General features: G+C 69.7%; 25 protein-coding genes. 8 read left to right on the forward strand and 17 right to left on the reverse strand.

Annotation, left to right across the window (positions count from 1 at the left end; translation table 11 throughout):
• Positions 1-12: 12 nt before the first annotated feature.
• Together T9R20_RS15640 and T9R20_RS15645 are read left to right on the forward strand one after the other, a co-directional pair.
• Positions 13-423, forward strand: coding sequence for a hypothetical protein (locus T9R20_RS15640; protein WP_322410261.1), 411 nt, complete (start codon positions 13-15; stop codon positions 421-423).
• Positions 413-1,417, forward strand: coding sequence for a restriction endonuclease subunit R (locus T9R20_RS15645; protein WP_322410262.1), 1,005 nt, complete (start codon positions 413-415; stop codon positions 1,415-1,417). The genes T9R20_RS15640 and T9R20_RS15645 overlap by 11 nt, the downstream gene beginning before the upstream one ends.
• 19 nt (positions 1,418-1,436) lie before the next feature.
• Here T9R20_RS15645 and dinB read toward each other — a convergent pair whose 3' ends face one another.
• Together dinB and T9R20_RS15655 are read right to left on the reverse strand one after the other, a co-directional pair.
• Positions 1,437-2,645, reverse strand: a complete 1,209-nt coding sequence (dinB, locus tag T9R20_RS15650; RefSeq protein ID WP_322410263.1) for a DNA polymerase IV — start codon at positions 2,643-2,645, stop codon at positions 1,437-1,439.
• A gap of 55 nt (positions 2,646-2,700) precedes the next feature.
• The gene (locus T9R20_RS15655; protein ID WP_322410264.1) at positions 2,701-4,038 is read right to left on the reverse strand and encodes an ROK family protein; all 1,338 of its coding nucleotides are present in this window, start codon (positions 4,036-4,038) and stop codon (positions 2,701-2,703) included.
• A 195-nt stretch (positions 4,039-4,233) separates the two neighbouring features.
• Between T9R20_RS15655 and T9R20_RS15660 the strand changes: the two genes are divergently transcribed.
• From T9R20_RS15660 to T9R20_RS15680, 5 genes are all read left to right on the forward strand, one after another.
• The gene (locus tag T9R20_RS15660) at positions 4,234-5,529 is read left to right on the forward strand and encodes an ABC transporter substrate-binding protein (RefSeq protein ID WP_322410265.1); all 1,296 of its coding nucleotides are present in this window, start codon (positions 4,234-4,236) and stop codon (positions 5,527-5,529) included.
• A 79-nt stretch (positions 5,530-5,608) separates the two neighbouring features.
• Positions 5,609-6,823, forward strand: a complete 1,215-nt coding sequence (locus T9R20_RS15665; RefSeq protein WP_322410266.1) for an NAD(P)/FAD-dependent oxidoreductase — start codon at positions 5,609-5,611, stop codon at positions 6,821-6,823.
• Positions 6,810-8,375: a GMC oxidoreductase gene (locus T9R20_RS15670; protein ID WP_322410267.1), complete on the forward strand. Its 1,566-nt coding sequence runs from the start codon at positions 6,810-6,812 to the stop codon at positions 8,373-8,375. Before T9R20_RS15665 ends, T9R20_RS15670 begins: the two co-directional genes overlap by 14 nt.
• The gene (locus T9R20_RS15675) at positions 8,368-8,772 is read left to right on the forward strand and encodes a C-glycoside deglycosidase beta subunit domain-containing protein (RefSeq protein WP_322410268.1); all 405 of its coding nucleotides are present in this window, start codon (positions 8,368-8,370) and stop codon (positions 8,770-8,772) included. Before T9R20_RS15670 ends, T9R20_RS15675 begins: the two co-directional genes overlap by 8 nt.
• Complete coding sequence (locus tag T9R20_RS15680; RefSeq protein WP_322410269.1) at positions 8,769-9,701, forward strand: sugar phosphate isomerase/epimerase family protein; 933 nt, start codon at positions 8,769-8,771, stop codon at positions 9,699-9,701. The genes T9R20_RS15675 and T9R20_RS15680 overlap by 4 nt, the downstream gene beginning before the upstream one ends.
• Here the strand turns inward: T9R20_RS15680 and T9R20_RS15685 are convergent.
• The 15 genes from T9R20_RS15685 to T9R20_RS15755 form a co-directional block, all read right to left on the reverse strand.
• Complete coding sequence (locus T9R20_RS15685) at positions 9,683-10,303, reverse strand: histidine phosphatase family protein (protein WP_322410270.1); 621 nt, start codon at positions 10,301-10,303, stop codon at positions 9,683-9,685. The two genes, T9R20_RS15680 and T9R20_RS15685, sit on opposite strands and share 19 nt — an antisense overlap.
• Before the next feature lie 19 nt (positions 10,304-10,322).
• The gene (locus T9R20_RS15690; RefSeq protein WP_322410271.1) at positions 10,323-10,865 is read right to left on the reverse strand and encodes a hypothetical protein; all 543 of its coding nucleotides are present in this window, start codon (positions 10,863-10,865) and stop codon (positions 10,323-10,325) included.
• An 18-nt stretch (positions 10,866-10,883) separates the two neighbouring features.
• Entirely contained in the window at positions 10,884-11,867 is a 984-nt protein-coding gene (locus tag T9R20_RS15695) for a Gfo/Idh/MocA family oxidoreductase (RefSeq protein WP_322412202.1), read from the reverse strand.
• An 11-nt stretch (positions 11,868-11,878) separates the two neighbouring features.
• Positions 11,879-12,751, reverse strand: a complete 873-nt coding sequence (locus tag T9R20_RS15700; RefSeq protein WP_322410272.1) for a ThuA domain-containing protein — start codon at positions 12,749-12,751, stop codon at positions 11,879-11,881.
• 3 nt (positions 12,752-12,754) lie between these two features.
• Positions 12,755-13,762 (reverse strand): sugar phosphate isomerase/epimerase family protein, encoded by a 1,008-nt coding sequence (locus T9R20_RS15705; protein ID WP_322410273.1) that lies wholly within the window; start codon positions 13,760-13,762, stop codon positions 12,755-12,757.
• Between the two features lie 139 nt (positions 13,763-13,901).
• Positions 13,902-15,092, reverse strand: coding sequence for a Gfo/Idh/MocA family oxidoreductase (locus tag T9R20_RS15710; RefSeq protein ID WP_322410274.1), 1,191 nt, complete (start codon positions 15,090-15,092; stop codon positions 13,902-13,904).
• Positions 15,089-15,505: a C-glycoside deglycosidase beta subunit domain-containing protein gene (locus T9R20_RS15715; protein WP_322410275.1), complete on the reverse strand. Its 417-nt coding sequence runs from the start codon at positions 15,503-15,505 to the stop codon at positions 15,089-15,091. The genes T9R20_RS15710 and T9R20_RS15715 overlap by 4 nt, the downstream gene beginning before the upstream one ends.
• 9 nt (positions 15,506-15,514) lie before the next feature.
• Positions 15,515-16,303: a nuclear transport factor 2 family protein gene (locus tag T9R20_RS15720; protein ID WP_322410276.1), complete on the reverse strand. Its 789-nt coding sequence runs from the start codon at positions 16,301-16,303 to the stop codon at positions 15,515-15,517.
• The gene (locus tag T9R20_RS15725; protein ID WP_322410277.1) at positions 16,296-17,342 is read right to left on the reverse strand and encodes a sugar phosphate isomerase; all 1,047 of its coding nucleotides are present in this window, start codon (positions 17,340-17,342) and stop codon (positions 16,296-16,298) included. The genes T9R20_RS15720 and T9R20_RS15725 overlap by 8 nt, the downstream gene beginning before the upstream one ends.
• On the reverse strand, positions 17,339-18,445 hold the full coding sequence (locus tag T9R20_RS15730; RefSeq protein WP_322410278.1) for a sugar phosphate isomerase/epimerase family protein: 1,107 nt from the start codon (positions 18,443-18,445) through the stop codon (positions 17,339-17,341). Before T9R20_RS15730 ends, T9R20_RS15725 begins: the two co-directional genes overlap by 4 nt.
• Positions 18,442-18,846, reverse strand: a complete 405-nt coding sequence (locus T9R20_RS15735; protein WP_322410279.1) for a C-glycoside deglycosidase beta subunit domain-containing protein — start codon at positions 18,844-18,846, stop codon at positions 18,442-18,444. Before T9R20_RS15735 ends, T9R20_RS15730 begins: the two co-directional genes overlap by 4 nt.
• Positions 18,847-18,889: 43 nt before the next feature.
• On the reverse strand, positions 18,890-20,446 hold the full coding sequence (locus T9R20_RS15740) for a GMC oxidoreductase (RefSeq protein WP_322410280.1): 1,557 nt from the start codon (positions 20,444-20,446) through the stop codon (positions 18,890-18,892).
• Positions 20,443-21,237: a TIM barrel protein gene (locus T9R20_RS15745; protein ID WP_322412203.1), complete on the reverse strand. Its 795-nt coding sequence runs from the start codon at positions 21,235-21,237 to the stop codon at positions 20,443-20,445. Before T9R20_RS15745 ends, T9R20_RS15740 begins: the two co-directional genes overlap by 4 nt.
• Positions 21,238-21,336: 99 nt before the next feature.
• Complete coding sequence (locus T9R20_RS15750; protein ID WP_322410281.1) at positions 21,337-22,173, reverse strand: carbohydrate ABC transporter permease; 837 nt, start codon at positions 22,171-22,173, stop codon at positions 21,337-21,339.
• 3 nt (positions 22,174-22,176) lie between these two features.
• Positions 22,177-23,139: a sugar ABC transporter permease gene (locus tag T9R20_RS15755; protein ID WP_322410282.1), complete on the reverse strand. Its 963-nt coding sequence runs from the start codon at positions 23,137-23,139 to the stop codon at positions 22,177-22,179.
• A gap of 170 nt (positions 23,140-23,309) precedes the next feature.
• Here T9R20_RS15755 and T9R20_RS15760 point away from each other — a divergent pair, with 170 nt between their 5' ends.
• Positions 23,310-26,534 carry a glycosyl hydrolase gene (locus tag T9R20_RS15760; protein ID WP_322410283.1) on the forward strand — a complete coding sequence of 1,075 codons (3,225 nt, stop codon included), beginning with the start codon at positions 23,310-23,312 and terminating at the stop codon, positions 26,532-26,534.
• Positions 26,535-26,612 lie beyond the last annotated feature (78 nt).

A 26,612-nucleotide genomic window follows, 5' to 3' on the forward strand; every position in this document is an offset into this window, starting at 1 on the left:
GAGGACGTGTCCATGAGCCTGCCCATCCTGCGCGAGGACGCGCTGAGCTCGCTCGGCGACGGCTTCTCGCTGCGGATCTGCCTGCCGTGGATCCGATCGCTCCCGGTGTGGAGTCTGACCGCGATCGAGCTGCACATCGACGACGAGCCCGTCGATGTGACGGCCGTCATGATCGGCGATCGCCGGGTCGCGCCCTCGGTGCTCGCCTTCGAGCGAGGATGGTGGTTCCTCCAGGATCGCCTGCGCCTCGAGGGTCGGCGGGTTCTCGCTCCCGGCGGTCACGAGGTGGATCTCGCCTTCGGTCTCTACGTCCCGTATCTCGAGGCGGGCGGCGACGGCCCGCTCTCCCTTCCCTTCCGTGCGCATCGGACCCTCACCCTCGATGCACCGGTGACTCGAACGGTGGCGCGCGATGTCGCCTGAGCCCGAGGCACCCTCGTCCGGCTTTCCGGTGATCGGCGCGAGCGCCTTCAACTGGACGCCCCAGGTCATCCGGGCCGAGCGGGCCGCGACGGATATCGCGGTCGACATCGTCGCGTCGGGTGTGAGCGCCCTGATCGAAGTCGAGCCCGGACAGCTCTGGCGATCGTTCCCGGCGACGCGAGCGGACGAGGCGGCACTCCTGCGGGAGCGGCTCGCCGCGGCGGGCGGGCGGGTCAGCGTCGTGGGAGCGAGCCTGGACGAGTGGGCATCACCGGCGCGACGTCGCAGCGACGAGGAGCGTCTGAGCTTCCTCCTGCCGCAACTGCGGGTCGCCCATGCGCTGGGGGCGGCGGGACTTCGACTGCCACTCGGGCAGGCGGGCCCCGAGCTGCTCCGCCGGGTGCTGCCGCACCTCCACGAGCTCGATCTCGTGCTGTTCGAAGAGGCCCAGGGCGGGCAGACGCCGGCCGCGACGGGCTCGGCGGCCGCATACGAGGCCCTGGCGGCTCTGGACGATCCCCACGTCCGGCTGCTGATCGACATCAGCATGCTCATGCCCGCGCTCCCGGTCACCTACCTCCAGGAGCTCGAGCGGGGCGGCGTGCCGAGCATGCTCATGGAGCGCCTGCGGAGCGAGTGGTGCGACCCGGCGACCCAGGGCGCTGTGATCGATCTGCTCCGCTCGGGCGGTGTTCCCGGGCCCATCCACACGCTGTACATGGACATGATCGTGCGATCCGGGCGCTCGTCGGTCGACGACATCCGTCCGGTGCTCCCCCTGGTCGGCGGGTTCCACCTGAAGTTCTGGGACCTCGAGGATGCGGACGGACGCGTGTGGCAACCCGTGCGCGACCTCGGAGTCGCGCTCACGACGACCGGATTCGACGGTGTGCTCACCAGCGAGTGGGGCGGGCACGAGTGGCTCGACGCCGACCCGGCCGAGATGACGAGGGCTCACATCGCCGGGGCCCGGGAAGCCCTGGCGTCCGGCTGAGGGGCGGCGGACTCCGTGCTCACTCGTGCTCGGGGAGGATCGGGGTGGACCACCCCGGATCGCGACCGAGCTGGGCCGCGCGGGCGACGGAACCGGCACCGAAGCGATCTCGGAGCCGATCGAGCACGGTGTCGAGGGCGCCGTCGACCTCGTCCTCCCCGGTGAAGTCGAGCGGCAGCTCGGGCTGGACGCTGTCCGCGTGCTCGAGGTGCGACAGCGAGAGGCCGATGAGGGTGATCCCGCGCTCCGCGATCGCGGGATGGGCGGCGGCCAGCAGCATCCGCGCCGTGTCGAGCAGCAGCGACGTGCGGTCCGTCGGAAACCGGAGGGTGCGCGATCTCGTCGCCTTGGTGTAGTCGCCGAAGCGCAGGCGCAACACGACGCTCCGGCACACGCGGTCGCCCTCGCGGAGGCGGCGGCCGAGCCGGTCGACGATCTGGCTGAGAATGACGTCGAGCTCGTCGTGGGTGCGAGGGCGCGTGCCGAGGGCCCGCTGCGACCCGATCGAGCGGCGCCGGCGGGTGGTGTCGACCGGGCGGGGGTCGCGCAGGCGCGCGAGGGCGTGAAGGTGCGCGCCCGCCGCCCGCCCGAGCAGGCGCTCGGCGGTCGCCGCCTCGAGCTCGGCGAGCTGTCCGACGGTGCGGATCCCGAGCCCGTGCAGCTTCTCGGCCGTCTTCACCCCGACGCCCCACAGCCGCTCGACCGGCAGGGGGAGGAGGAAGGCCTCCTCGTCGTCGGGTTCGACCACGAGGAGCCCGTCGGGCTTGCTCACCGCACTTGCGACCTTGGCGAGGAACTTCGTCCGGGCGACGCCCACCGAGATGGGGAGCCCGACCTCCGACCGCACCCGTTCGCGCAGGCGTGCGGCGATGTCGGCGGGATCGCCGGCTATACGACGGAGTCCGCCGACCTCGAGGAAGGCCTCGTCGATCGAGAGCCCCTCGACGAGCGGTGTGGTGTCGCGGAAGATCTCGAACACGGCCTTGCTGGCCGCGGAGTACGCCTCCATCCGTGGGGGGACGACGATCGCGTCGGGGCAGAGCTCACGTGCCTGCCGCCCACCCATCGCGGTGCGCACCCCGCGCGCCTTGGCCTCGTAGCTGGCGGCGAGGACCACGCCGCCCCCGACGATGACCGGCCGCCCCCGGAGGCCGGGCGCATCGCGCTGCTCGACCGAGGCGTAGAACGCATCGAGGTCGGCATGCAGCACGGTCGCGGCGTCGCGCATCGGGCCTCCCTCCCCGCGCGCATCGTCGCACGAAGGGACGACACTCCCGCACCCGTCAGACGAATGCGGCGCGGTGTCGTTGCAGCGCCGCCGCATGGCCGAAGGGCGACCCCTCGTCCACCCACCGCGCGAGTGCGGAAGGCGCGAGCAGACTCTCCGCGGCAAGGTAGGCCGCGCCCATGACGCCCTCGAGCTGATCCAGCGACGCAGCGCGGATGGTCAGCTCCTCTGACGCCATCCGGGTGCTGCGCGCGCGGACGACCGTGGCGATCCGCTCGATGAGCTCGGCACCCGCCCGAAGGACGCCGCCACCGATGACGAGCTCGCCCGGATTGGTGAACGTCACGAGGTTCGCCGCGACCGCGCCCAGCGCCGTGGCGCGCCGAAGCACCAGATCTCGAACGATCGGATCCTCCGCGCGGGCAGCCGCACCGATGTCGCCGAGCTCCACCCGCCCGCGTTCGGCGATCGCCCGAGCTAGGATCGGACTCGCTTCCGCACGCGCTGTCGCTTCGACCAGCAGCGACCAGCCGCCGGCGACGGCTTCGAGGCATCCGGTCTGGCCGCATCGACACACCGCATCGGCATCGTCGGTGACGTGGATGTGTCCGATGTCGCCGGCTGCACCGCGCTGACCATGCAGCACACGCCCTCGCGAGATGAACGCCGATCCGATGCCCGTTCCGGCCTTGATGAAGAGCATGTCGTGCGAACGATCGCCGTCGCCGAAGGCCCACTCGCCGACGGCCATGAGATTCACGTCGTTGTCGACCCAGACCGGAGCGTCGTAGTGCTCGCGAAGCCACGCGCGCGCACTGAAGCCGTCCCAGCCGGGCATGATGGCCGGGTCGATCAAGCGGGCCGACCCGATCTCGACCGGACCTGGCAGCCCGATGCCGATCCCCCACGGCCGGTCGACGACGTGACCGGCCGCGAGAGCGTCGAGATGGGCCTTCACCCGCGCCATGGTGCTGTCCGGCCCGGTCTCGACCGACCATTCCTCGTGGGTCACATCGAGCAGGGTTCCCGCCAGATCGGCGACGCCCACCCGCATCTCCGACGCGCCGACCACGACCGCGAAGACCCGGCCGGCGTCTCGGTTGAACTCCAGCAGACGGGCTTGACGACCGCCCTCCGACGGAGCGAAGCCCGCTTCGCGCAGGAGTCCGCCTTCGCACGCCTGCTCCACGCGCTGGGTGACGATTTTCCGGCTCAGTCCGGTGACCTCGGCCAGCTGGGGACGCGTCCGTGCGCGCCCGGAACGGACCAGGTCGACGATCGCAGCGAGCGGTGCCGCCTCGAGCGAGGGAGCGATGGGATCGGTCGCTCCTGCGTCGCTCGCCCGCGCGCCGACCCGATCGTCGGGAAGCGCTCTGACTCCAGTCGGCACCATCTACCCATTGTGGCGCGCTTCCGCGTCGAGGGCACGAAACCGACTAGGCCCATGATCACCCCGGATATCCCTGCATCGACGGGACGGGGGGTGCGCATCATGAGTACTTATGCCCCTCAGGAACATAAGACGTCAGAATGGAACAGCAGCCGATGAGCCCGCCTCGGCGAAGACGACGACGTCAGAAAGGTCCCCATGCCGAACACGACCCGCTCCGCGCCCACCCGCTGGCTGGCGACAGCCGCTGTCCTCACGGCGACCGCTGTCGTCGCCGGATGCTCCGGCGGCGGTGGCGCCCAGCCCTCCGGGGGGTCCTCCGACGAACTCGCCGGCTTCTCGGTGATGTTCCCGATGGCCAACGACGGCGACGACGTGTATGGACAGCTCGCCCAGCAGTACGCCGAGGAGACGGGCGTGGAGGTCGAGGTCATCTCCTACCCTGCCGAGAGCTACAACAATCAGCTGACCACCCAGCTCCAGGCCGGCAATGCCGCCGACGTGATGGTCCTGATCCCCGGTGGCGGCCAGGCGGTCACCGTTCAGACCATCGCCGAGGCCGACTTCCTCGAGCCTCTCGGCGAGGCCTCCGCCGCGATCGTCCCCGAGGGCCAGGCGGCGCTCTTCAGCGTCGACGACACGCTGTACGGGCAGCCCACGGCACTGTCCCCGACCTCTCTCGTCTGGAACGGCCCGGCAGGGGCGGAGGCCGGTATCGACGAGTACCCCGAGACCTTCGACGAGATGCTCGACGCGTGCGGGACGGCGCGTGAGGCAGGCAAGAGCATGGTGGTCGTCGCGGGGGCGATCTCGTTCAACACCGGAATCCTCGCCTCGATGATCGCCGCCACCCGTGTCTATCAGGGCGATCCCGACTGGAACCAGAAGCGGATCGACGGCGATGTGACCTTCGCCGACAGCGGGTGGCGCGACGTGCTGGAGGACGTCGTCGCGATGATCGACGCCGGATGCTTCCAGAACGGCGCCGCGGGCGGCACCTTCGACAGCATCACCCAGGGGCTGGGCGGCCAGACATCCCTGTCGGCCCCCGTTCCCGGCTCCGCGGCGGCGCAGATCAACGCCAACGCGGGACTCGAGCTCGATGTCCGTTCCTTCCCGCCCGCCGACGGCCAGGAGCCGTACGCGCTCATCTCTGCGAACTACGCCTGGGTGATCAACGCCTCCGCCGATGACGCCGTGAAGCAGTCGGCGCAGGCATTCCTCGACTGGGCCGCTGAGCCGGAGCAGGCTCAGACCTTCGCCGACATCGCCGGACTGGTCCCGATCTCCGGTGCGTCAGCGGACACCGTCTCCGTGGAGTACCAGCCGATCGGCGACCTCCTCGAATCGGGTTCGTACACCGGGTTCCCGGTGGAGACCTGGCCGAACCCCGCCGTCTACGAAGCACTGAGCGTCGGCGTCCAGGGGCTGTTCACGGGCCAGAAGACCGTCGATCAGATCCTCGATGAGATGGATGCCGCCTGGGACGCGTGATCCGGCCCCACCCCGACCGGGGTGCCCGCTCGTTTCGGATCCGAGCGGGCGCCCCGCCCCTCTCACCTAGGAGACGCTCATGACACCCTCATCGCCCTCGCTCCCCGTCGTCATCGTCGGGGCCGGCCCCGCCGGTATGGCGACCGCGCTGGCGCTGCACAAGGTCGGCCATCCGGTCCACCTCCTCGAGCGCTACCGCGAGGCCCGGCCGGCCGGCAACATCCTCAACCTGTGGCCTCCGCCCATCAAGGCGCTCCGCGAGATGGGGGTCGACACGACCGATCTCGGGGCCCCCTGCCACACCACGTTCCGCGGTGTGAGGGGGAACATCCGCGCCGACGTGCGGATCCCCGACGAGGTCGTGCGCGAGTACGGTGGGGGCTTCATCGGTCTTCTCCGGCCGGAGCTGTACCGGCGGATGCTCGCCGCCATGCCCGCCGGCGTCCTGCAGACGAACGTCGAGGTGGCGAGCGTCGAGGACCGCGGCGACCGCGTGAGAGTGTCCCTCGGCGACGGCTCGGTCATCGACGCCGGCGTCCTGGTCGGAGCCGACGGGATCGACTCGATGATCAGGACGCAGCTGTGGGGACCCAGCGAGAGGCGTGAGCACAAGCTCCACATCATCGGCGGCTACACCTTCGCCGACGTCCCCGGCGTCGAACGCGGCGAGGTCGTCCTCACCCACGACCGTTCGGTGCAGGGGACCTACTCCTCGATCCGCGACGACGGTCGCGACGGCATCCAGTGGTGGGTCCTGGAGGCGTGGGACCCCGCGGTCGCGCCTCCCGAAGACCTGAAGGCCCACGCACTTCGTCTCGCCGGCCGCTTCCCCGGCCCTCTGTCGGGTCTCGTCGCAGCGACCGATCCCGCGCACTTCCAGCGATGGCCGATCCGCGACCGGAAGCCACTGGCCCAGTGGTCGAAGGGTCGCGTCACCCTGGCCGGCGACGCCGCCCACGCCACGTCGCCCTACGCGGCGTACGGAGCGGGCATGTCGATCGGGGATGGCTACACCCTTGCTCAGGAGCTCACCGACGTCGATCTCTCCGACACGGCGTCCGTGACCGCAGCGCTGGCTCGCTACGACGGGCGACGCATCTCCCACACCACTTCCCAGGTGCAGCAGGCGTACGTCCTGGGCAAGGTCTTCCACCACGCTCCCGCTCCGCTGCGCCCGCTCCGCGATCTCATCCTGGACCGGACGCCGATGCTGCAGAAGCAGGTCGGTGAGATGAGTCCCGCCGAGATCGTCGCCCAGCTCGAAGAGATGGGAGCCGGTCTTGCCTCACGATGACGCCTCATCCGAAGGACGTCCCGCGCGGGCCGATGTCGTCATCGTCGGCACGGGCCCAGCCGGAGCCGCCGTCGCCCGCATCCTCAGCGAGCAGCGGCCCGATCTCATGATCATCCAGTTCGACGCGGGACCGATCGTCAGCGACCCACCCGGCGCCCATGTGAAGAACCTGTCCGAGGGCGATCGACGGACCGCGCAGCGGCGCTCCGAGGGGCCGGCCCCGGCGGCATCCGACATCAGCACCGACACGCTCGACGGCTACGCATCCCATGACGAGCGCATCGTGCGACCCGGGACCCACCTGCTCGCCGAGGGATACCGGCAGTCGGGCCAGGACGGCCTCCCTGCGCTGGCGTTCTCGACGAATGTCGGCGGGATGGGGGCCCACTGGACCTGTGCCTGCCCGCGACCGGGTGAGAGCGAGCGGATCGCGTTCCTCGACGACCTCGACGAGCTGCTCGACGAGGCCGACCGGCTTCTGGGGGTCTCGGCCGGCCTCATGGCGGACGCGCCTCTGGCCCATGAGGTGCGTGAGCGCCTCAGCCGCGGGCTGGACCACCGCCGGACTCGAGCGGTGGCGCCGATGCCTCTCGCCGTGCGCGAGGAGCCCGACGGAACGCTCTGGTGGTCGGGGTCGGACGTCGTCTTCGGGGAGGCGACGCGGAAGAATCCTCGGCATCGCCTGGTCGCCGAGACGGTCGTCACCGCTGTCCGCACCGAGAGCGGGCGCGTGCTCGGCGTGCGCGTCACCGATAGAGCGGCCGGCGAATCGTACGAGGTCGACGCCTCGATCGTCGTCGCCGCCGCCGACGCCTTCCGGACTCCGCAGCTGCTGTGGGCATCGGGGATCCGGCCGCCGGCCCTCGGCCGGTACCTGAACGATCAGCCTCAGGTCGTGCACGCCGTGAAACTCCGCGACGTCGCGCCGCAGTCGCTCGGCCCGGCCGGTGGCCCGATCGACGTGCTCAGCGGGGTCTCGTGGGTGCCCTTCACGGACGCCGAACCGTTCCATGGCCAGGTCATGCAGCTGGATGCCTCGCCCGTCCCCTACGAGGGTGAGATCCTGCCGGGCGAGGTCGTCGGACTGGGCTGGTTCTGCACCAAGGACATCCGAGCGGAGGACCGGGTCGAGTTCGACGCCGCGGCGGTCGACGAATTCGGGCTGCCCGCGATGCGGGTCTGGTACGAGCTCACCGAACAGGATCGCGACAGCATCGAGCGCGCGCGGCGCGCGATCGTCGACGTCGGCGACCTCCTCGGCGACGCGGTCTTCGGCGAGCCGCTCGAGTTCCCGCCGGGTGCGTCGCTGCATTACCAGGGAACGACCCGGATGGGCGAGGTGGACGACGGCACGAGCGTCTGCGACCCCGACGCCCAGGTATGGGGGATCACGGGACTCTACGTCGCCGGGAACGGCGTCATCCCGACCGCGACCGCCTGCAATCCGACCCTCACGACGGTCGCCCTCGCCGTCCGCGCCGCGCGCGCCATCGCGGCCAGGGCGGATAAGACCGTGCTCACCGAACAGACTCAGGACCTGTCACATGCTTGAACGCGAGATCATCCAGAACCGTGGCGTCGAGAACGTCGTAGAAGGCGGCGAGGTCACCGGGTTCCGGTTCCTCGTCCGCATGCCCAACTATCGCGGCGTCTTCGCCCGTCTGATCGACGGCATCGAGGTGCGCGTCGGTGACCTCACCTGGCCTCGGGAGGTGCCGCTGTGGACCCTCGGCGGGACGCAGTACACGCTGGCCGAGCTCAAAGCGGCGCACCTCGACGTCCACTGGGACCTCGACGAGCCCGCTGTGATCACGATCCCCCATGCCGGCGGGCTGGCCCCCGGCATCCATGACATCGACGTGGAGATCGCCATCCACGCGCCCTACTTCCCGCCGCCCTTCCGGCCGTCCCTGTTCCCCTCCGCACGAAAGGTCACGGTGATCGCGTGAACGCGCCCTCCCTGAAGTACGGCGTCTCGCTGTACAGCTACACCGGCGACATGAACACCGTGCTCACCCTGGACGACGCCATGGCCGAGATCGCCTCCGTCGGCGCGGCGGGGATCGAGATCCTCGGTGAGTCGAACGTGCCGCGCTATCCCGAGCCCGCCCCGGCCTGGATCGACCAGTGGCATGGACTGCTGGATCGACATGGCCTCGAGCCGACGAACTACTGCTCCTGGGTCGACATCGGCCACACCGGCGGTCCCGACCTCACGACCGAAGAGGGCGTCGCGGTGCTCCGCCGCGACATCGAACTCGCCGCGACATTGGGCTTCACCACGATCCGGCCCAAGTTCGGGGTGGTCAGCATGGAACTCGACCCCCACCCTGCCTGGGAGCCCATCGTCGAAGCGAACCTGGATCTCGCCGCAGACCACGGCGTCGTCATCTGCCCCGAGATCCACGCGCCGACGCCCATCAAGCATCGCGTCGTCGACGACTACATCGCCTTCATCGAACGCACGGGTTCGCCGAACTTCCGTCTGATGATCGACACCGGCATCTTCCAGCGCGAGGCGTCGACCGCCGTGCAGCCCGGGGTGAGCGAGGAGGGACACAAGGGAGGATGGATGACGCCGCTCGCCGTCCCGATGAGCGACCTCGTCGACGTGCTTCCCTACGTCGGGTTCATCCAGGCGAAGTTCTTCGACATCGACGACGACCTCGTGGACCCGCAGATCCCCTGGCGCGAGATCGTCGAGACCCTGGTGACCCACGGCTACGACGGATGGCTTTCGAGCGAGTACGAGGGGGAGCGCATCCCCTATCGCGGGCAGGAGCAGGTGCGACGTCAGCACGCGCTGCTCCGGTCGCTCGAGGCCGAGGTGCGGGCGGACACCGGATCCGCCCAGGGAGGTCAGCGCCCCCGCACGTGATTCCACTGCAGAACGACGGGGCGCGCGTGCTCGAAGCCGAGCTCGTTCACCGCGGAGGTGCCGAGCCAGAAGTAGCGGCCGCCCGACGCGGTGAGCCCGAGCCAGGTGCCGGTCAGGGCGCGGATGAAGTGGGCGTGCGAGAACATCAGCACGTGCTCGCCACGCTCCAGACGCGGACGGATGTCGCCGAGCAGCGACTCCGCGCGCGCGGTGACCTCGGCGACGCTCTCACCCGGAGTCTCGCCGGAGGGCGCGCCATCGTCCCAGATCGACCAGGGGTGCCCGAGCTGAGCGATGATCTCCGGCGTCGTGAGTCCCTCGTAGGCGCCGTAGTCCCACTCGTGCAGGCGCGCGTCGGGCTCGGCGGCGGGGAAGCCGGCGTGCCGGGCGGTGTCGACGGCGCGTTGCAACGGGCTCGTCAGCACGAGCTCAAAGCGGCGGGTGGCGAGGAGGGTGCCCGCCAGCTCGGACTTGTAGACCCCGGTCTCGGTGAGCGGGATGTCGGTGAGCCCGGTGTGGCGACCGTTCTTGCTCCACTCGGTCTCGCCGTGCCGGACGAGGACCATGGTCCCCCGGGGTTCGGTGTTCGCGGTGCTCGTCACCCCCTCATCCTGCCGTGGCTCAGCCCTGGCCGGGAGGTCCGAGCGTTCCCCCGTCGGGCAGCTCAGGGCACTCCGCCGCCTCGGTCAGGGCGACGACCTCCGCGCGTACGGCGACACCGTCGGGCGTGCGGACGATCGTGTAGACGACACCCTCCTGCGCGCCGTCGGCGGGAATGTAGCCGACGGCGAGGTTGTCCAGCAGAGGGTCCTCCGCGTAGGGACCGATCGCCGTCGTCACGAGGTCGGCCGTCGGATGGGCCAGCAGCCAGTTCGCCGCCGCGGCGACCGTCGTGTCGGGGATGGTCCAGAAACCCTCGAGCTCTTCGATCGGGGTGCAGGGCCAGCCGGTGAAGGAGAAGAACTCCCCCGCGCCGTCGTCCGCGGGCACGGCTCCGGGTGGAAGGGCGGCAGCCTCGAGCCACGCCTCGGCCTGGGCACGTGCGGCAGGGTCACCCGTCGCAGGGGACGGAGTCTCCGGCGGGTCGGGCGACGCTCCCGAGCACGCCGTGAGCGCGGCGGCGCACAGGATCACGACGAGCGCGCGGGGTGACCGACTCGGCATGCGCCCACCGTAACCCGGTCAGCGCGGGTGCAGCCCCGCAGCGCGGTAGACGTCGTCGACGAGCTCCATCGTCCGCACCGCGTCGGCGGCGCGGAACGGCGATGGCCCGTCGGGCAGCGTCTCGACGAGATGCCGCAGCTGCGCCGCATAACTCGACTCCGTCACGTCGGCCTTCTCGTCGATGAGGATGTCGTCGTCCGCCGTGACGCAAAGCGTCGCGCCCCACTGGGGGACGATGACGCTCGTCGCGTGCAGCGTCGCCGTGGAGCCCACGACGTGCAGGTGCATCCGCCCCTCGTCATCGCCGAGGAACGACGCGCGGACCCGGGCCGTCCCGCCCCGATCGAAGGCCAGCACGAAGTCGGTCTCGAGATCGACGCGCGGGTCGGCGTCGTACCGTCGCGCCATCGACGAGACCACCTCGGCGTCGCCCCATGCGGCGCGGAGAAGGTCGATGGCGTAGCAGCCGACATCCATGACCGCCCCGCCGCCGAGATCGCCGTCGAGGCGGATGTTGCCCGGCTTCACCACGAAATGAGGGATGCTGAAATCGACCTCGATGTCCTCGATCTCTCCGAGAACGCCCGAGGCGAGCACCTCCAGAAGCCGACGGGTGAAGGAATGGAGCCGGTAGTGGAATCCCACGAACGCCGCGCGCCCTGCCTCGTCCGCCGCCTCGGCGATGCGGCGCGCATCAGCGCCGTTGGCGGAGAGTGGCTTCTCGCAGAGCACGTGTGTGCCGGCGCGGAGCGCCGCCGTCGCCCACTCGGCGTGGACGGCAGGCGGAAGCGCCACGTAGATCAGATCCACCTCGGGATTCGCCATGACGTCGGCGTAGCTTCCGGCCGCCGCGATGCCGAAGCGGTCGGCGAAGGCGCGCGCACGCTCCGGGTCCCGGGATCCGACAGCGACGACCTCGACGCCGTCGATGGATGCCGCAGGCTCTGCCATCGCCCGTTCGGCGATTCCGCCCGAACCGAAGATCCCCACTCGCAGGGGCATGGTCACCGCGTTCACCCCTCGCGGTTGTAGTACGGCCAGGGGAGGAAGCGGCGCTCACCACGGCGATCGGGGCCCTCGAGGCCGACCTCGCCGGTGGCCGCCCATTCGACGCCGCGCGGGAACATGCGGATGAACTCGATGCGGCGGAACGTGTCGATGTCATGGCCGATCGTGATGGTGAACGAGCGGCCGGTGCCGTACTCGTTGATCCACGCGATCGGCTGGTCGGTGTTCATGCCGTTGAGCGCAGCGATCCCCCCCTCGGGGATCTCGACCGGGTAGTGCGACATGGGCCACATCGGCGCCTTCTCGTAGGCCTCCAGGTCGTCGAAGGTCGTCAGCAGCACCTGCGCGCCCTCGTAGAGGTCGACGCCGGTGAGGATGTCGTCGCCGGTCACCGTCCAGCGCGCGCTGATGCCCTCCGTGATCGGATGCCGCGGCTCGACCGTGTCGAGCTGCGCCTCTCCCCACGGGCGCGGCCGAAGCCCCGTCTCGTAGGCGCTGAGCTTCGCGCCCCGCATGACGTTGTACTCCTCGGGGTATCCCCAGCGATCCTCCTGCGCAGCGGAGCCGTGGAACCAGACGATGCCCTTGCCGTCGTCGTGCACGAACTTCAGGATCGCGGCATCCGTTTCGGGTCCGAACCCGACGGCCTCTTCGAAGAAGCCGTCACGGCCCTCGAAGACGACGATCAGCACGTCGTACTTGTCGATGATGTCGGCGCCGAGGCCCCGCGGGTCCTCCACCACACGGACCCGGAAGCGTCCGGTGTCTTCGAGGAGGGTGGTGATCCACTGATTGTGCAGCCGGAAGCTGCGGTGCTCGTTGTCATGCTCGCGGGTCATATGTCCCGAGAGGATCAGAACGTCGAGGATGTCGGTCACGTCTCAGTCGGCCTTGGTGGAGAAGGCGGCGTCGAACGCCGCGGCGGGCGGGGTGATCGCGTTGAGTGTGCGGACGAAGGCAAGAGCTTCGGGCGCTCCGGCGAGACGGTCCATGCCGGCGTCCTCCCACTCGACGCTGGTGGGTCCGGTGTAGCCGATGGCGTTGAGCGCGCGGAACAGCGGCTCCCACGGCACCTGGCCGTGGGCGGTGGACACGAATGTCCACCCGCGGCGAGGGTTCGCCCATCCCAGGTGCGAGCCGAGCACGCCGTTGCGCCCGTCCAGGTTGGTGATGGATTCCTTCACGTGCACGTGGAAGATGTGATCGGCGAAGTCGAGGACGAACGCCACCGGATCCAGCTGCTGCCACATGAAGTGCGACGGGTCGAAGTTCAGCCCGAAGCTCTTGCGGTGGCCGATCGCCTCAAGCGTCCGCTTGGCCGTCCAGTAGTCGTAGGCGATCTCGGACGGGTGCACCTCGAGCCCGAAGCGCACGCCCTCCTCCTCGAACACGTCGAGGATCGGGTTCCAGCGGTCGGCAAAATCCTGGTAGCCGGCGTCGATCCACTCGTCCGACGCGGGCGGGAACATCGCGACCGCTTTCCAGATGGATGACCCGGTGAAGCCGTTCACCTGCGTCACACCCAGCTTCGCCGCCATCCGCGCGGTGTCCTTGAGGTCCTCCGCGGCCCGCTGACGCACCCCCTCGGGATCGCCATCGCCCCAGACACGGTCGGACAGGATGTCACGGTGCCGCTGGTCGATCGGGTCATCGCACACTGCCTGACCGGTGAGGTGATTCGAGATCGCCCACACCTTCAACCCGTTGCGCTCCAGAATGTCCTTCCGCGACTGCACGTACTCCGCGTCATCCCACCGCGCCACATCCAGATGATCGCCCCAGCACGCGATCTCCAGACCGTCGTACCCCCACTCGCCCGCCAGGCGCGCCACTTCCTCGAACGGAAGATCCGCCCACTGGCCGGTGAAAAGAGTGATCGGTCGGGTCATTTCAGTCTCCTTTGTTTCACGGGTCGTTGAGCGAGGGAGCGAAGCGACCGAGACGAAACGCCTCGGCGCCGCGCGCATCAGACCGGTTCCGGGCGTTTCGACTCGCTGCGCTCGCTCAACGACCGAGGGCTGCGTTCGCTCAACGACTGGGGGTGAGGACGTTCGCGGCCACCGGCGTCCAGGCGGCGTCGTTCTCGCTCGATCGCTCGACGGCGTCGAGCACCCGCTGGACGCTCAGGCCCTCGGCGAACGTCGGGTGGGGCTCCTTGCCCGCGGCGATCGCGGTGACGAGGTCGACGACCTGGTGGCTGAAGCCGTGCTCGTACCCGAGCATGTGCCCCGCCGGCCACCAGGCGGACACGTAGGGGTGGACGGACTCGGTGACGAGGATCTGGGTGAACCCCTGCCGCCCCTCGGGTGCTGTGCGGTCGTAGAAGCGCAGGCTGTTGAGGTCTTCGAGGTCGAACGCCAGCGCGCCCCGGTCGCCCGAGACCTCGAGGGTCAGGGCGTTCTTCCGACCCGTCGCGAAACGCGAGGCCTCGAACGAGGCCAGCGACCCGCCGGCGAGCCGGCCCGTGAAGATCGCGAGGTCGTCGACCGTCACCGTGCCGGTGCCGGCACCGGCCTCGCCGCTGAGCCCCGAGCCTGCGGCCTGCAGCGGCCGCTCGGTCACGATCGTCTCGAGCGTGCCGCTGACGCGCTCCACCGTCTGCCCGGTGACGAACTGGGTCATGTCGATGATGTGGGCACCGATATCGCCGAGCGCACCCGAGCCGGCGTGCTCCTTCTGCAGACGCCACGCCAGCGGCATCGCCGGGTCGACGAGCCAGTCCTGCCGATAGGCCGCTCGCACCTGCTGCACGGTGCCGACGGCACCTTCGGCGATCATGTCGCGCATCAGCGTGACCGCGGGAACCCGCCGGTAGGTGAACCCCACCATGGCGCGCACCCCTCGCGCGGACGCGCGCTCCGCGGCATCCGCCATCGCCTCCGCCTCGGCCACCGTGTTGGCCAGCGGCTTCTCGCAGAGCACGTGCTTACCTGCCTCGAGGGCGGCGATCGCGATCTCGGCGTGCGAGTCGCCGGGCGTGACGATGTCGACGATGTCGATGTCGTCCCGGGCGATGACCTCCCGCCAGTCGGTCGCCGACTCCTGCCAGCCCCACTGCGCCGCGGCATCCGCCACCGCCTGCGCGTTACGTCCGACGAGGACCGCCATCTCGACGGCCTCGGGGAGCGAGAACACGCGCGGCGCCTGGCGCCAGCCGACCGAGTGCGCCGCGCCCATGAAGCCGTAGCCGATCATCGCGACGCGCAGCGGGCGTGTCATGCGAGCACCAGCTCCCGCTCCACCGGCACACGGTTGGTCACATACCGGCCCGGTCCGCCGTCCACGCCCGGCATGATCTGCATGTACAGCAGGCGCATCGTGAGCACGACCCCGACGGTGATCTTCTCACCGGCGGCCGGCGGGTCATCGAGGCGGATGCGGACGTCGGGGCGCTCGGCGACGAACCAGAGGGTGTCCCACTGCTCGGGGAGCTCCTCGATGCGGTACTCGCGTCCTTCGAGAACGAAGCTCAGGTCCTCCTTCGGGACCTCCACACCGTTGACCGTCGCCGCGACATCGTCGACGGCCGACAGCCACAGGCTCCGGTACCAGGGGATCTGCAGAGAGACGGCCAGGCCGTCGTCGGTGCGACGGACGTCGTCGTCACGGAAGAGCGAGTCGTGCGTTGCCATGGTCGTTCCTCAGGCGTAGGTGTCGGTGAAGGTGTCGTGCGGAACCGGCGGCGCCGGCTCGAGCTTCTGCACCGTCTCGGGGCTGTAGGGGTGGTTGGTCGACGGCACGGGCTCATCGGCGGGGGGCATGAAGACGGGCTTGCCGTCGTCGCCGAAGTACATGAGGTCGAGGTCGAACGCGCCCTGGTTCTTCAGGCCGAAGCTCACCCAGTTCTCTTCGAAGGGCGCGCGGGCGAGCTCGTAACAGCGGAACTTCCAGAACCTCCACTCGCCGTCCTGCTTGAGGAAGTCGATCGCGTACTTGCACCACACCCAGTGGGCCCAGACCTTCTTGCCGAGTACCTCCTCGGGCGAGTACATGTCGGGAAAGGCCTCGGCGACCTTCGGGTCGGTCAGGCCCGACTCGGTGCCGGCCATCATCCACACGCCCTTGGCGGTCCTCCCGTCGGCGGCCACTTCGATGACGGGGGTCGTCGTGGCGTGCAGGATGAGCTTGCCCTCGGGGTGGGGGCGTCCGCGGTGATAGTCGGTGACGCTCTTCCACGTCGTGTACTGGCCGGCGTTGGTGTACCGGGCGCGGATGCCCTCCGTACCTTCCTTCACCCACAGCGGGATGATCTGCTCGTCCTCGAAGGCGTTGTGCAGGTACATGTAGCGGTTGAAGAGGTTCTCGACCTGTCCGCGGTCCTCCGCGCGCTGGGCGAGGGCACGGGCGGCAGAGACCTCTTCGCGGAGCGCCGTGAGCTGGGACTGCAGCTCGGCGAGTGAGAGGTCGGTGGCGGTTGCGGTGTCAGACATTCGCGGTCTCCTTCGACTGCTCGGCGACGGTGTCTTCGATCGCCTTGCGCATGAGCGCGTGCTGCTTCTTCACGAGGTCGATGGGGTCGGCCTCGCCGAGGTCCTGGAAGGCGTGGCCCTCCCACTCGCTGGAGAGATACCCCTGGTAGCCGCCCACGACGAACTGCTTCACGATGCGCGGGATGTCCATCGCCGGCTCTTCGCCGTCGGCGCCGATGTCGTAGAACTTGGCATGCACGTGGAACATCTGCGGCATGATGTCCAGCCACTCCTCCGGCGGCACGAGTCCGTGCATGTTGAAGGCGAGCCGAGTGAACGGGCCGAAGGTGAGCGGGTCGACGCCCTCGCCGACGAGGTAGTCCTCGAACTTCTGGTTGCGCACGTGCATGGGGGTCGGCTCGTGCCAGATCTCGTCCATGACGGGGAAGTGCTTCTCGTCCATCCCCATGCGCGCGAGCGTGGTCAGCAGCGTCGGCGAGAGCGAGTGCATCGTCGAGGAGAAGTCGGCGGTGAACCCGAGGCGCTCGGATTGCAGCTCGTCGTACATCTCGCGCATCTGCAGCACCTGGGGGTTGTTCGGACCCGACGGCGCGTGGATCTCGTACCCGAGGTACTGGTCGTACTTCTCGGCGAGCGGCAGGAGGCCGCGCAGCAGTTCCTTGCCGTGCGAGCGGATCACGACCTTCTTGAATCCGAGCGTGTAGGCGGTCTTCAGCTGCCGAGCGAGGAAGTCGTGCTCCTCGTCCGGTGTCATGTCGCGGTCCTTGCGGCGCCCCATGTCGAGGTTCGTCCCGATCGCACTCGCCTCGAGTCCGTACTTCTCGAGCGAGTCGAACCAGAGCTTCACGAAGTCCTGGTCGACGTCGGGGTAGGTGCGCAGCAGCTGCGCGATGTTGAACTCCACGCCCGGGCCGATCCCGAAGTCGTGCACCGCCTTGATGAGCGTCTCGGGGGTGAAGAGGCCGGCAGCGAACTCGCTCGTCATGGAGTAGAGGGTCGTGCCGAGCTTGATGCCGGTTCCGGCGATGCCGTCGCTCATGCGGATGCTCCTTCGGTGGTGGGAAGCCAGGCCGCGAGCTGAGACCTCGCCTCGGTGAGATCGGTGGTCATGCGAGACCCCGCGTCGGCTGCGGCGGAGCGTTGCACGGCCTGCTCGTCGCGGATGATGTCGAACGGGCTCTGCCAGGAGTTCCAGTGCCAGCCCTCGTACTCGCTGGAGATCGCGCCGTTGTAGCCGTTCTCCACCAGCAGTCGGATCAGGTCGCGCACCGGAACGGACGGTTCCTCGTGATCCTCGTCGATCCCGAAGAACTTCCCGTGCACATGGCGGATCCAGGGGAAGATCTCGAGCCAGTCATCCACTCGTGCCGGTCCGAAGAGGCCGGTGGCGTTGATGCCCATGTCGATCCCGAGGTCCGGGCGACCGTGCTGCGCGGCCAACCCGATGAAGCGGCCGAAGCGCTGGCCGTGCTCCGCCTGGTCGGCGGGCGGGCCCTGCCGGTAGAACTCCTCCCAGAGCCCTGTGGCGGCAGCCAGCAACTCCTCCGACGCGCCGCGGCGCCGATAGGCCTCGATCAGCGAGGGCGCGAAGCCCGACACCGTCGCGCCCCAGTCCATCGTGAAGCCGAGGAACGGCGACCCGACCTTCTCGTATCGGTCGCGGAGCGCCAGGATGCGCGGGTGCGACGCGTACTGGTCGGCGTGCACCTCGAGCGCGAGCGTGACGCCGTATTCCTCCGCAATGGGGGCGAGGGCCTCCATCGAATCGGGCGTGATCGAGATCTGCACGCGCGCAATGGGGAAGCCGAGCTTGGCCGCGGCGGCGATCTGCCGGCGCATGTACTCCAGCAGCTCGTCCTGAGTGAGAAGGCGATCCCGGTGGATGCCGATGTCGGCGTTCACCGCGAGCGAGGTCTGCATGAGCCCGACCTCGGCGACGAGGTCGGTGAACCAGCCGGCGAAGTGGTCGTCGATCTCAGGGAAGCCGCGGAAGCTCGAGAAGCCGATGACCTCCAGGCCCGGGCCGAAACCCTCGGCCGCGGTCTTGCGGATGAGCTGCTCGAGGTCGTACTCGCGACCGTGGAAGGCGCGGGTGAAGCTGTAGAGCGTGACGCCCTGAATGGGGGTGCCGAGAGTGGTCATGCCGCGACCGCCTTCCGTACGGACATCGTCTTGGTGTCCTTCTCTTCGATATGCAGCACTTCGTCGGCGCCGATGACGATGTAGGGGATGTACAGCACGAGCTCTACCCCGACCGTGTGCTCGCCCTCATCTGTCACGGCGATCTCGCCGGAGAGCACCGCGGAGTCGGTGGGGAACCACCACTGCTCCGTGTTCGGCGCGAGCTCCGCGAAGGTGAAGGTCTTGCCGTTCATCTCCCAGCGGAGCGACTCGGTCGGAGCCTCGACGCCGTCGAGAGTGAGCCTGGCTCCGGCGATGCACGAGGCCGGCAGGGCGCGGTACCACGGCAGACGGACCTCCACCGAGGTGCGGATGCCGTCGGTCGTGAGTGTGCCCTGTTCGATGATGCGGTCGGGGATCATCGTGGCCTCCTTGCCTCGGCGCTGGACGCCGTGCACGTCTTTGTCATGATTCCTGCATTCTATTGTCTTTTTCCCGCATAAGCAAGAATTCGGTGTCGAGGCGCCGCGCGATGCTGCGCGCGCCGGCCACTGCGAGGGCGACCGAGGTCAGCGTCGGGTTGCACGCCGTCGCGGTCGGGATGACACCGTTTCCCGCCACGAACAGGCCTTCGACGCCCCAGACCTGACTGTCGGGACCGCAGACGCTCGTGCCGTCATCCGTCGGACCCATGCGCGTCGTGCCCTGATAGTGCAGCGACGAACCGAGCGGCAGGGTGAAGGGACGACTGTCCAACGGGTCTCCGATGGCCTCCCCCAGCCGCACGATCTCGACACGGGCCCGCTCCATGACGTCGTGGTCGCGCTCGGTGAGCCGGTAGTGGATCCGCGGGGCCGGCATGCCGTATCCGTCGCTGGCCTCGTCGGCGAAGTCGACGCGGTCATCCGCCTGCAGGTCCTTCGCGCAGAAGAGCCCGAGGCCCACGATCGACCCCGGAACGACGGGGTCGTCTTCGGCGAGCGGGATCGGCGAGGCATCCAGCTGCATGATCTGCCCGTGGAAGGGAATGTCGTCGGTGAAGGGCACCCAGCTGACCCCGCTGTACTCCGCAAGCCCCGTGGTCGGCGCGTCGGCACCCAGGGTCTCGACACCGCGCAGACGCGAGGCGAAGACGATCTGCGCCTGGTCGTTGAGGTAGCGCCCGAGGGCCTGAGGACGGATGCCCGAGGCCCACAGCAGCTGCGGGGTGCGCAGCGCGTCGGCGGCCACCACCACGAAGCGGGCTTTCACCTCGTGCGTCTCGTCGGTGCGGAGGTCCCGCACCCGGATGCCGACGACTCGGTCGCCCTCCGTGAGCACCCGGGTGACGAGTGAGGAGTCGAACAGCGCGAAGCCGGGATTGTCACGGGTGACCTCGCCCAGCACGACGTCCGATCCCGACCACACGAGTCGGCCGTCGTCGCGGCGGTGGGCGGCCAGCGGCATGCGCTGAACCCGGGTCTCGGCGGTGCGGCCCTCGTCGACGGCCACCGCGAGACGCTCGCGCACGATCGCGCCGAACGGCGCGGCATCGAAGGCGTCGGTGGTGACCCCCAGCAGGCGCTCCGCCTCGGCCAGCAGATCGTCGAGGCCGGGGAGGAAGGCGATGCGTTCGCTGCCGCCGGGTCTCGGGCAGGCACCGGTCCAGTGGGCCGCCATCCCGCCGACGTTGCTCGACATCGCCGCCACCGGCATCCCGTCCTCGCCCTCGAAGCGGAAGCCGTCTTCGAGGAGGAAGGTGCCCGGTCGCGCAGCACGGACGCCCGCTTTGGCCTGCCCGGGGTTGGCGACTTTCTCGCCCCGCGCACCAGGCCCCTCCGAGGCCGCCTGCGCGCGGGCGCGCGCCTCGGGGTCGGCGATGTTCTTCACGTGCGCGCCCGGCGGGTCGGACACGGTCGGTCCGACCTCGAACATCGCGATGGTGGTTCCCGGCGCCTCCTCGCTGAGGATGCGCGCGTATGCCGCGCCCGTCGGGCCGCTGCCGACGATGGCGACGTCGACCTCCGAGGGGTACCGCGTCATGCCGTTGCCGCCAGGTCTCGGATGAGGGCGACGGACGCCGCGGACGCGACGGTGGGGTAGTACTCCAGGCCGATCGGGCCGTCGTATCCCGACGCGCGCAGGATGCCGAGGCGCTCGGCCCAGTCGAGGGAGCCGGCGCCGGGCTCGCCTCGTCCGGGGGCGTCCGCCAGCTGCACGTAGGCCACGAGGTCGCCCGCGTTCGCGAGCTCCGCGGCCATGTCCTCGCCCTCCACGGCCGAGTGGTAGATGTCGTACAGCACGCCGAAGAAGGGCGAGTCGACGCCCCGGGCGACGTACACCGCCTCGGCGGTGCGGTCCAGCAGCGAACCGGGATGATCGACGCGGACATTCACCGGCTCGAGCGCGAGGGTGATCCCCGACCCGTCGATCTGGGCGATCGCCTTCTGGTAGATCTCGATGAGCTTGTCCAGCTGCACCTGGCGCTTCCATCCGCCGAACCCGGTGCCGCTGCCCACGACGATGCGCGGGCAACCCAGATCCTGAGCGATGGCAACACCCTCGTCGAGCTTGCGGAAGAACTCCGAGTGGTCCCACGGCGGGATCATGAACTGGGTCCGGGGCTCGGACAGCTGCGCAGTGAGCTGCGTGCCGGTCTCCTCCAGAGCCGCCTTCAGCGCCGGCAGGTCCTTCGGCTGCGCCGGGGCGTCAGCGCCGGTGGGGCCCCACATCTCCACCGCGGTGAACCCGGCGCCGGCAGCGGCGCGGACGCGGTCGTGGTAGTCGCCGGCCTCGGTGAAGAGGAGTTCGATGTTGGGTGCCAGTTGGTACATGACGTCTCCGATGTCGGTGTTGATGAACGAGGTGGGCGACGTGCAGCGGGCGTCCACCCTCTGCTCGACGATCCGGCCGCCCCCGAATCGGTGCGGGCCTCAGCCCTTCAGCCCTCCCGCGAAGCCCTGGATGAAGCGCTTCTGGGCGAACATGTAGAACGCCAGGATCGGGATCATCGAGATGATCACGACGGCGAAGATCTTGTTCCACGCCGAGACCAGACCGCCCACGTACGTGTACATGGCCACCGGGAGCGTCTGAGTGGTGGTGCCGCCGAGGAAGATCAGCGAGTTGAAGAAGTCGTTCCAGATGATGAGGCCGGTCAGGATCGCCACCGTGCCGGTCGCGGGCGCCATGAGCGGCAGCACCACCCGGAAGAAGGCCTGGGTGGGCGAGGCGCCGTCGATGACGGCCGCCTCCTCGTACTCGGTCGAAAGTCCCCGGAAGAAGCTGGCGTAGAGGAAGACCGACAGCGGCAGGAGGATTCCCGTCCACAGCAGGACCATGCCGATCACCGACCCGGTGAGACCGACGCTGCGGGCGCCGATGTACAGGGGAACCGTGCCCAGCTGCGCGGGGAGGATGATCGCGATCAGCACGAGGTAGTAGGTCAGGGTCGTCCACGTGCGCGTGCGTCGGGCGATGACGTAGGCCGAGACCGATCCGAAGAGCACGAGCAGGAAGATCGAGCCCGCCGTGATGAGGGCGCTGTTGACGATACTGAGGGGGATGCTGTTGCGCCCGGTCGTGGTGAGCACCTCGACGAAGGCGCCGATCGTCGGCGCGGTCGGTGGCGCGACGGCGCTGGAGGTCAGGGCCTCCTGGTCGGACTTCAGCGAGGTCATGATGAGGATCCAGAAGGGGAGGAGCCCGAGGAGGGTCACCACCCAGACGAAGACCTCGCGCACCGCGGTGAGCTTGGTGTAGCGGAACATGTCTCAGGCCTTTCCGACCGAGCGGTCGCGGGTGAGCCACTGCTGGAAGATGGCGAAGACGAGGATGATGACGGTGAGGACGAGTGCGAGGGCCGACCCGAACCCGAACTGACCGAGCGAGAACGCCTGCTTGTACACCTGGGTGGCGAGGGTCTCGGTGACCCCCGCCGGACCGCCGCCGGTGAGGGCGAGGATCTGGTCGAACACCCGGAGTCCCTGGATGATGCCGAGGGTCGTCGCGATCGCGATCGAGGGACGGATGGCCGGCGCCACGACGTGCCAGAAGCGCTGCCAGAGGTTCGCCCCGTCGAGGGCCGCCGCCTCTTCGACCTCGACCGGCACCGACGCGAGCCCGGCGAGGTAGATGACCATCGTGAAGCCGGTCTGCTGCCAGACGATGACGATGAGGATCGCCCAGATCGAGAAGGTGGGGTCGGCCAGCCAGACCTTCTGGAAGGACTGCAGGCCGATGAGCCCGAGGAAGTCGTTGAGCGGTCCGTCGAACTGGAAGATGAACTTCCACACGTACGACACCGCCAGCGGGCTGAGGACGACCGGCATGAACAGAAGGGTCCGCAGAATGTAGCGGGTCTTCAGCATGCGGTTGATGGCGAGGGCGTATAGGAGCCCCAGGACGTTCGTCAGCACGACCGAGCCGATCGCGAGGAACAGCGTGTTCCAGACGGAGCCGAGCAGGAGCGGGTCGCTGAAGATCCGGACGAAGTTGTCGACGCCGATGAACTGCCAGTCACCCAGTCCCGTCCAGTCGGTGAAGGCGAAGAAGCCGCCCGTGAGGGTGGCGACGTAGTGCACGCCGATCACGAGGACGATGGCCGGGAGCGCCCACCACCAGTGGCCGTAGCTGATGAGCGCCCGGCGGCCCTTGATCCGGGTGCTCGCTCGGCGGTTCTTCGGCGGCACGGTCACCGCCCGGGTGCTCTGGTCGTCCTGCATCGTCGCTGTCATTCGCCCTGACCTCGTCGTCGTCTGCACGCCCGCGGCAGTTCGGGGCGCTCTGAGTTCAGGATCACACGCTTGCGTCGAAACCGCACATTAGTCTTTGCGATATCGGATATAAGTGGGCGCGAGGCGCCGGAGGGTGCCGCCGAGGCCCGACACGATGGCAGGATCGGCGCGTGCTCCCGCCCGCCGACGATGCCGTCGCCCGCCTCCGCCGGGTCTTCCTCGACCCACCCGACGAGGCTCGCCCGCGCGTCTGGTGGCACTGGATGGACGGGAACGTCGACATCCCGGGGCTTCGTGCCGACCTCGACTGGTTGCACGAGGTGGGGATCCGAGGGGTGCAGATCTTCGACGGTGGCATGGGCCTCCCGCTCGTCGTTCCCGCACCGGTGCGGCCCGGAACCCGCGCGTGGGACGACGCGATGACCGCAGCGACCTCGCACGCCCGCGCACTCGGTCTCGAGGTCGCCGTCACGACGTCATCGGGGTGGAGCGCCTCGGGCGGGCCCTGGGTGGCGCCGGCCGACGCGATGAAGAAGGTCGTGTGGTCGGACGCGACCCTCGTGGGCGGCGCGCGAATCCGACTCCCCCTCCCGCCGCTCCCCACCGCGGTGGGCGCCTACCAGGATGTGGGAGAGGATGACCCCGCGCGACGGTTCACGGCGCAATGGCGGGTCGTCGGGGTGCCGGACGATCCCGCGCGCCGCCCGCTGGAGCCCGACGACGTCGAATGCGTCCCCGACGGCGAAGGTTCGCCGTCGACCCTCACCGACGGCTCGTTCGCCGCCGGCCTCCGGCTCCCCCGCGACCCCGATCGCCCCTCGGAGGCGACCGTCCTCCAACGATTCGCCGAGCCGGTCACGGTGCGCTCCGTCGTGGTGGGGCTTCCCGGCCCGCGCGGTTTCGGAGCCGCGCCGCCGGCGCGCGCATCGCTCGAGGCCGAGTCGGCGGATGGCGGCTGGGTCGAGGTGGCCGAGCTCGTCGACACGAAGGCTCCCGTGCGCTCGGCGTCCTTCGCCCCGGTGACCTCCCGCGCGTTCCGGCTGCGACTCGCCGGACTCCCGGCCTCCGCGGCGCTGCCACCGATGGCCGACGGGCTCGCGACACCGCCCGTGCTGCGCCCCGCCCGGAGGTTCGAGGTCACCGAGTTCGCGCTCTTCACGGCGTCGCGGGTGCACGCGGGCGAGGCGAAGGCGGGCTTCGGCGTGGCATCCGACTACTACGCCCTCGACTCGCCCGAGGCGACGGCCGGAGCGATCGATCCCGCGAGCGTGATCGACCTCACCGGTCACGTGCGCGGCGGCATCCTGGAGTGGACTCCGCCGCCCGGACGATGGCGGATCCTGCGGCTCGGGGCCTCGACGACCGCCGCGGTCAACGGCCCGGCACTCCCCGATGCGACGGGCCCCGAAGTCGACAAGCTCGACGCGAAGCGGGTGCGCACCTATCTCGACGCCCATCTGGCGCGATTCGCCGGGCCGGCCGAGGGATCGGTCTCGGCCCTCGTCAGCGACAGCATCGAGGCGGGGCTGCAGAACTGGACCGACGCCATCGCGGAGGAGTTCGCCGCGCGCCGTGGCTACGACCCGACGCCGTGGCTGCCCTGCCTCCTCGGCTGGGTGGTCGGCGACGCGGCGAGCGCCGACGGCTTCCTCTTCGACTACCGGCGGACTCTCGCCGAACTCCTCGCGGAGAATTACTACGGCACGCTCGCCGAGGTCGCGCATCGGCGCGCGTGGACCCTCTACGCCGAGGCCCTCGAAGATGGGCGTCCGCAGCTGGGCGATGACCTGGCCATGCGGGCGGGAGCCGACGTCCCCATGGGGGCGATGTGGACCTTCGCCCCCGAGAAGGGCCCGCGGCCGACGTACGTCGCCGATCTGCGGGGCGCCGCGTCGGTGGCGCACGTCTACGGGGCCGCGCGCACCGGGTCGGAGGCGTTCACCGCCTTCGAGGATCCGTGGACGGCGACGCCGGGGACCCTCAAGCACGTCGCGGATCTGCAGCTCACCCTCGGGGTCACCCGATTCTGCATCCACTCCTCTCCGCACCAGCCGTCCTCGGTGCCGGCCCCGGGCATGGCCCTGGCCCCGTTCCTCGGACAGACCTTCTCGCGGAGCGAGACGTGGGCCTCGATGGCCAGGCCCTGGATCGACTACCTGGCGCGATGCTCCACGCTGCTCGCCGAGGGCGAGCCGGTCGTGGACATCGCGGTGTTCGTGGGCGAGGAGGCACCGGTGACCGGGCTCTTCGGCGACGAGCCGGATGACTCGGTGCCGCCGGGGTACGGGTTCGACTACGTCGGCGCCGATGCCCTCGAGCAGGTCCTCGACGTGGCGGAGGGGCGCGTCACCGCGCGCGGTGCCTCGTATGCCGCCCTCGCCCTCGGCGGCTCCTCGCATCGGATGACCCTCCGCGCTCTGACGCACATCGAGCGCCTCCTCGCCGCCGGGGCGACCGTCATCGGACGGGCGCCGGAGTCGTCGCCGTCTCTCGGTGACGACCCCCGGGCCTTCGCCGCCGCCCGAGACCGGATCTGGGGGTCGGATCACGGCGGACGCCTCGTGGTGACATCCGATCTGGCTGGTGCCCTCCCGACGCTCGGGATCGCCCCCGCCGTCGACGTCGGCGACCCGTCCCTCCGCACCGTTTCGCGTCGGATCGACGGGCGCCTGGTGACCTTCGTCGCGAATCCCCGTGACACCCCCGCGAGCACGACGGTGTCGATGGGAGGCGCGGCCCGGATCGCCCGGTGGGACCCGGTGACGACCGTCGAGGTCGGGCTCGAGGCCGTATCGAGCGCCGAGCCGGGGGTCTTCGCCCTGGAGCTCGACCCCTTCGGATCCGCCTTCCTCGTCGCGGACGTCGCCGCCCCCGCGACCGCTGTCGGCGGGGAGCGGGTGGTCGGCCTCGCCGGCCCCTGGCGGTCCACGCTCCCCGGATTCGACCCGTGGGAGACCGCCGGTGAGCCCGCGATGTGGACGGGTGACCCCCGGCGGGCGGGGTTCTCGGGGGTGGGCGTGTACGACACGACGTTCACCCTCACCGAGACCGACCTCGCGGGGCGTGTGCGCCTGCAGTTCGCGCAGGTGCGCGACATCGCCGAGGTCGTCGTGGGGGGCGTGTCCGCCGGCGTGGTGTGGACGGCGCCGTGGCGGATCGATGTCACCGACCTCGTCCGCGCGGGCGAGAACCGGCTCGAGGTCCGGGTGGCGACGGGGTGGCGCAATCGGCTCGTCGCTGAGGCGCAGCTGCCGACCGGGCAGGTCTACGCGCCGATGGCGGGACTCTTCACATCCGACGCCGCATTCCGTCCGGCGGGTCTTGCGGGGCCGGTCTCCCTCGTTCTCGACGCCGATCGGCGGATCACCAGGACTATAGCCGTACATAAGCACTAGTTATGTCGAAAAGCGGCATATCGTGCCAGGCTGAGGGTGCGGCAGATCCGAAGCCGCGCCAGTCCTGCACTGGCGACA

It is taken from the genome of Microbacterium invictum (assembly GCF_034421375.1).
Taxonomy (GTDB): Bacteria; Actinomycetota; Actinomycetes; order Actinomycetales; family Microbacteriaceae; genus Microbacterium; species Microbacterium invictum_A.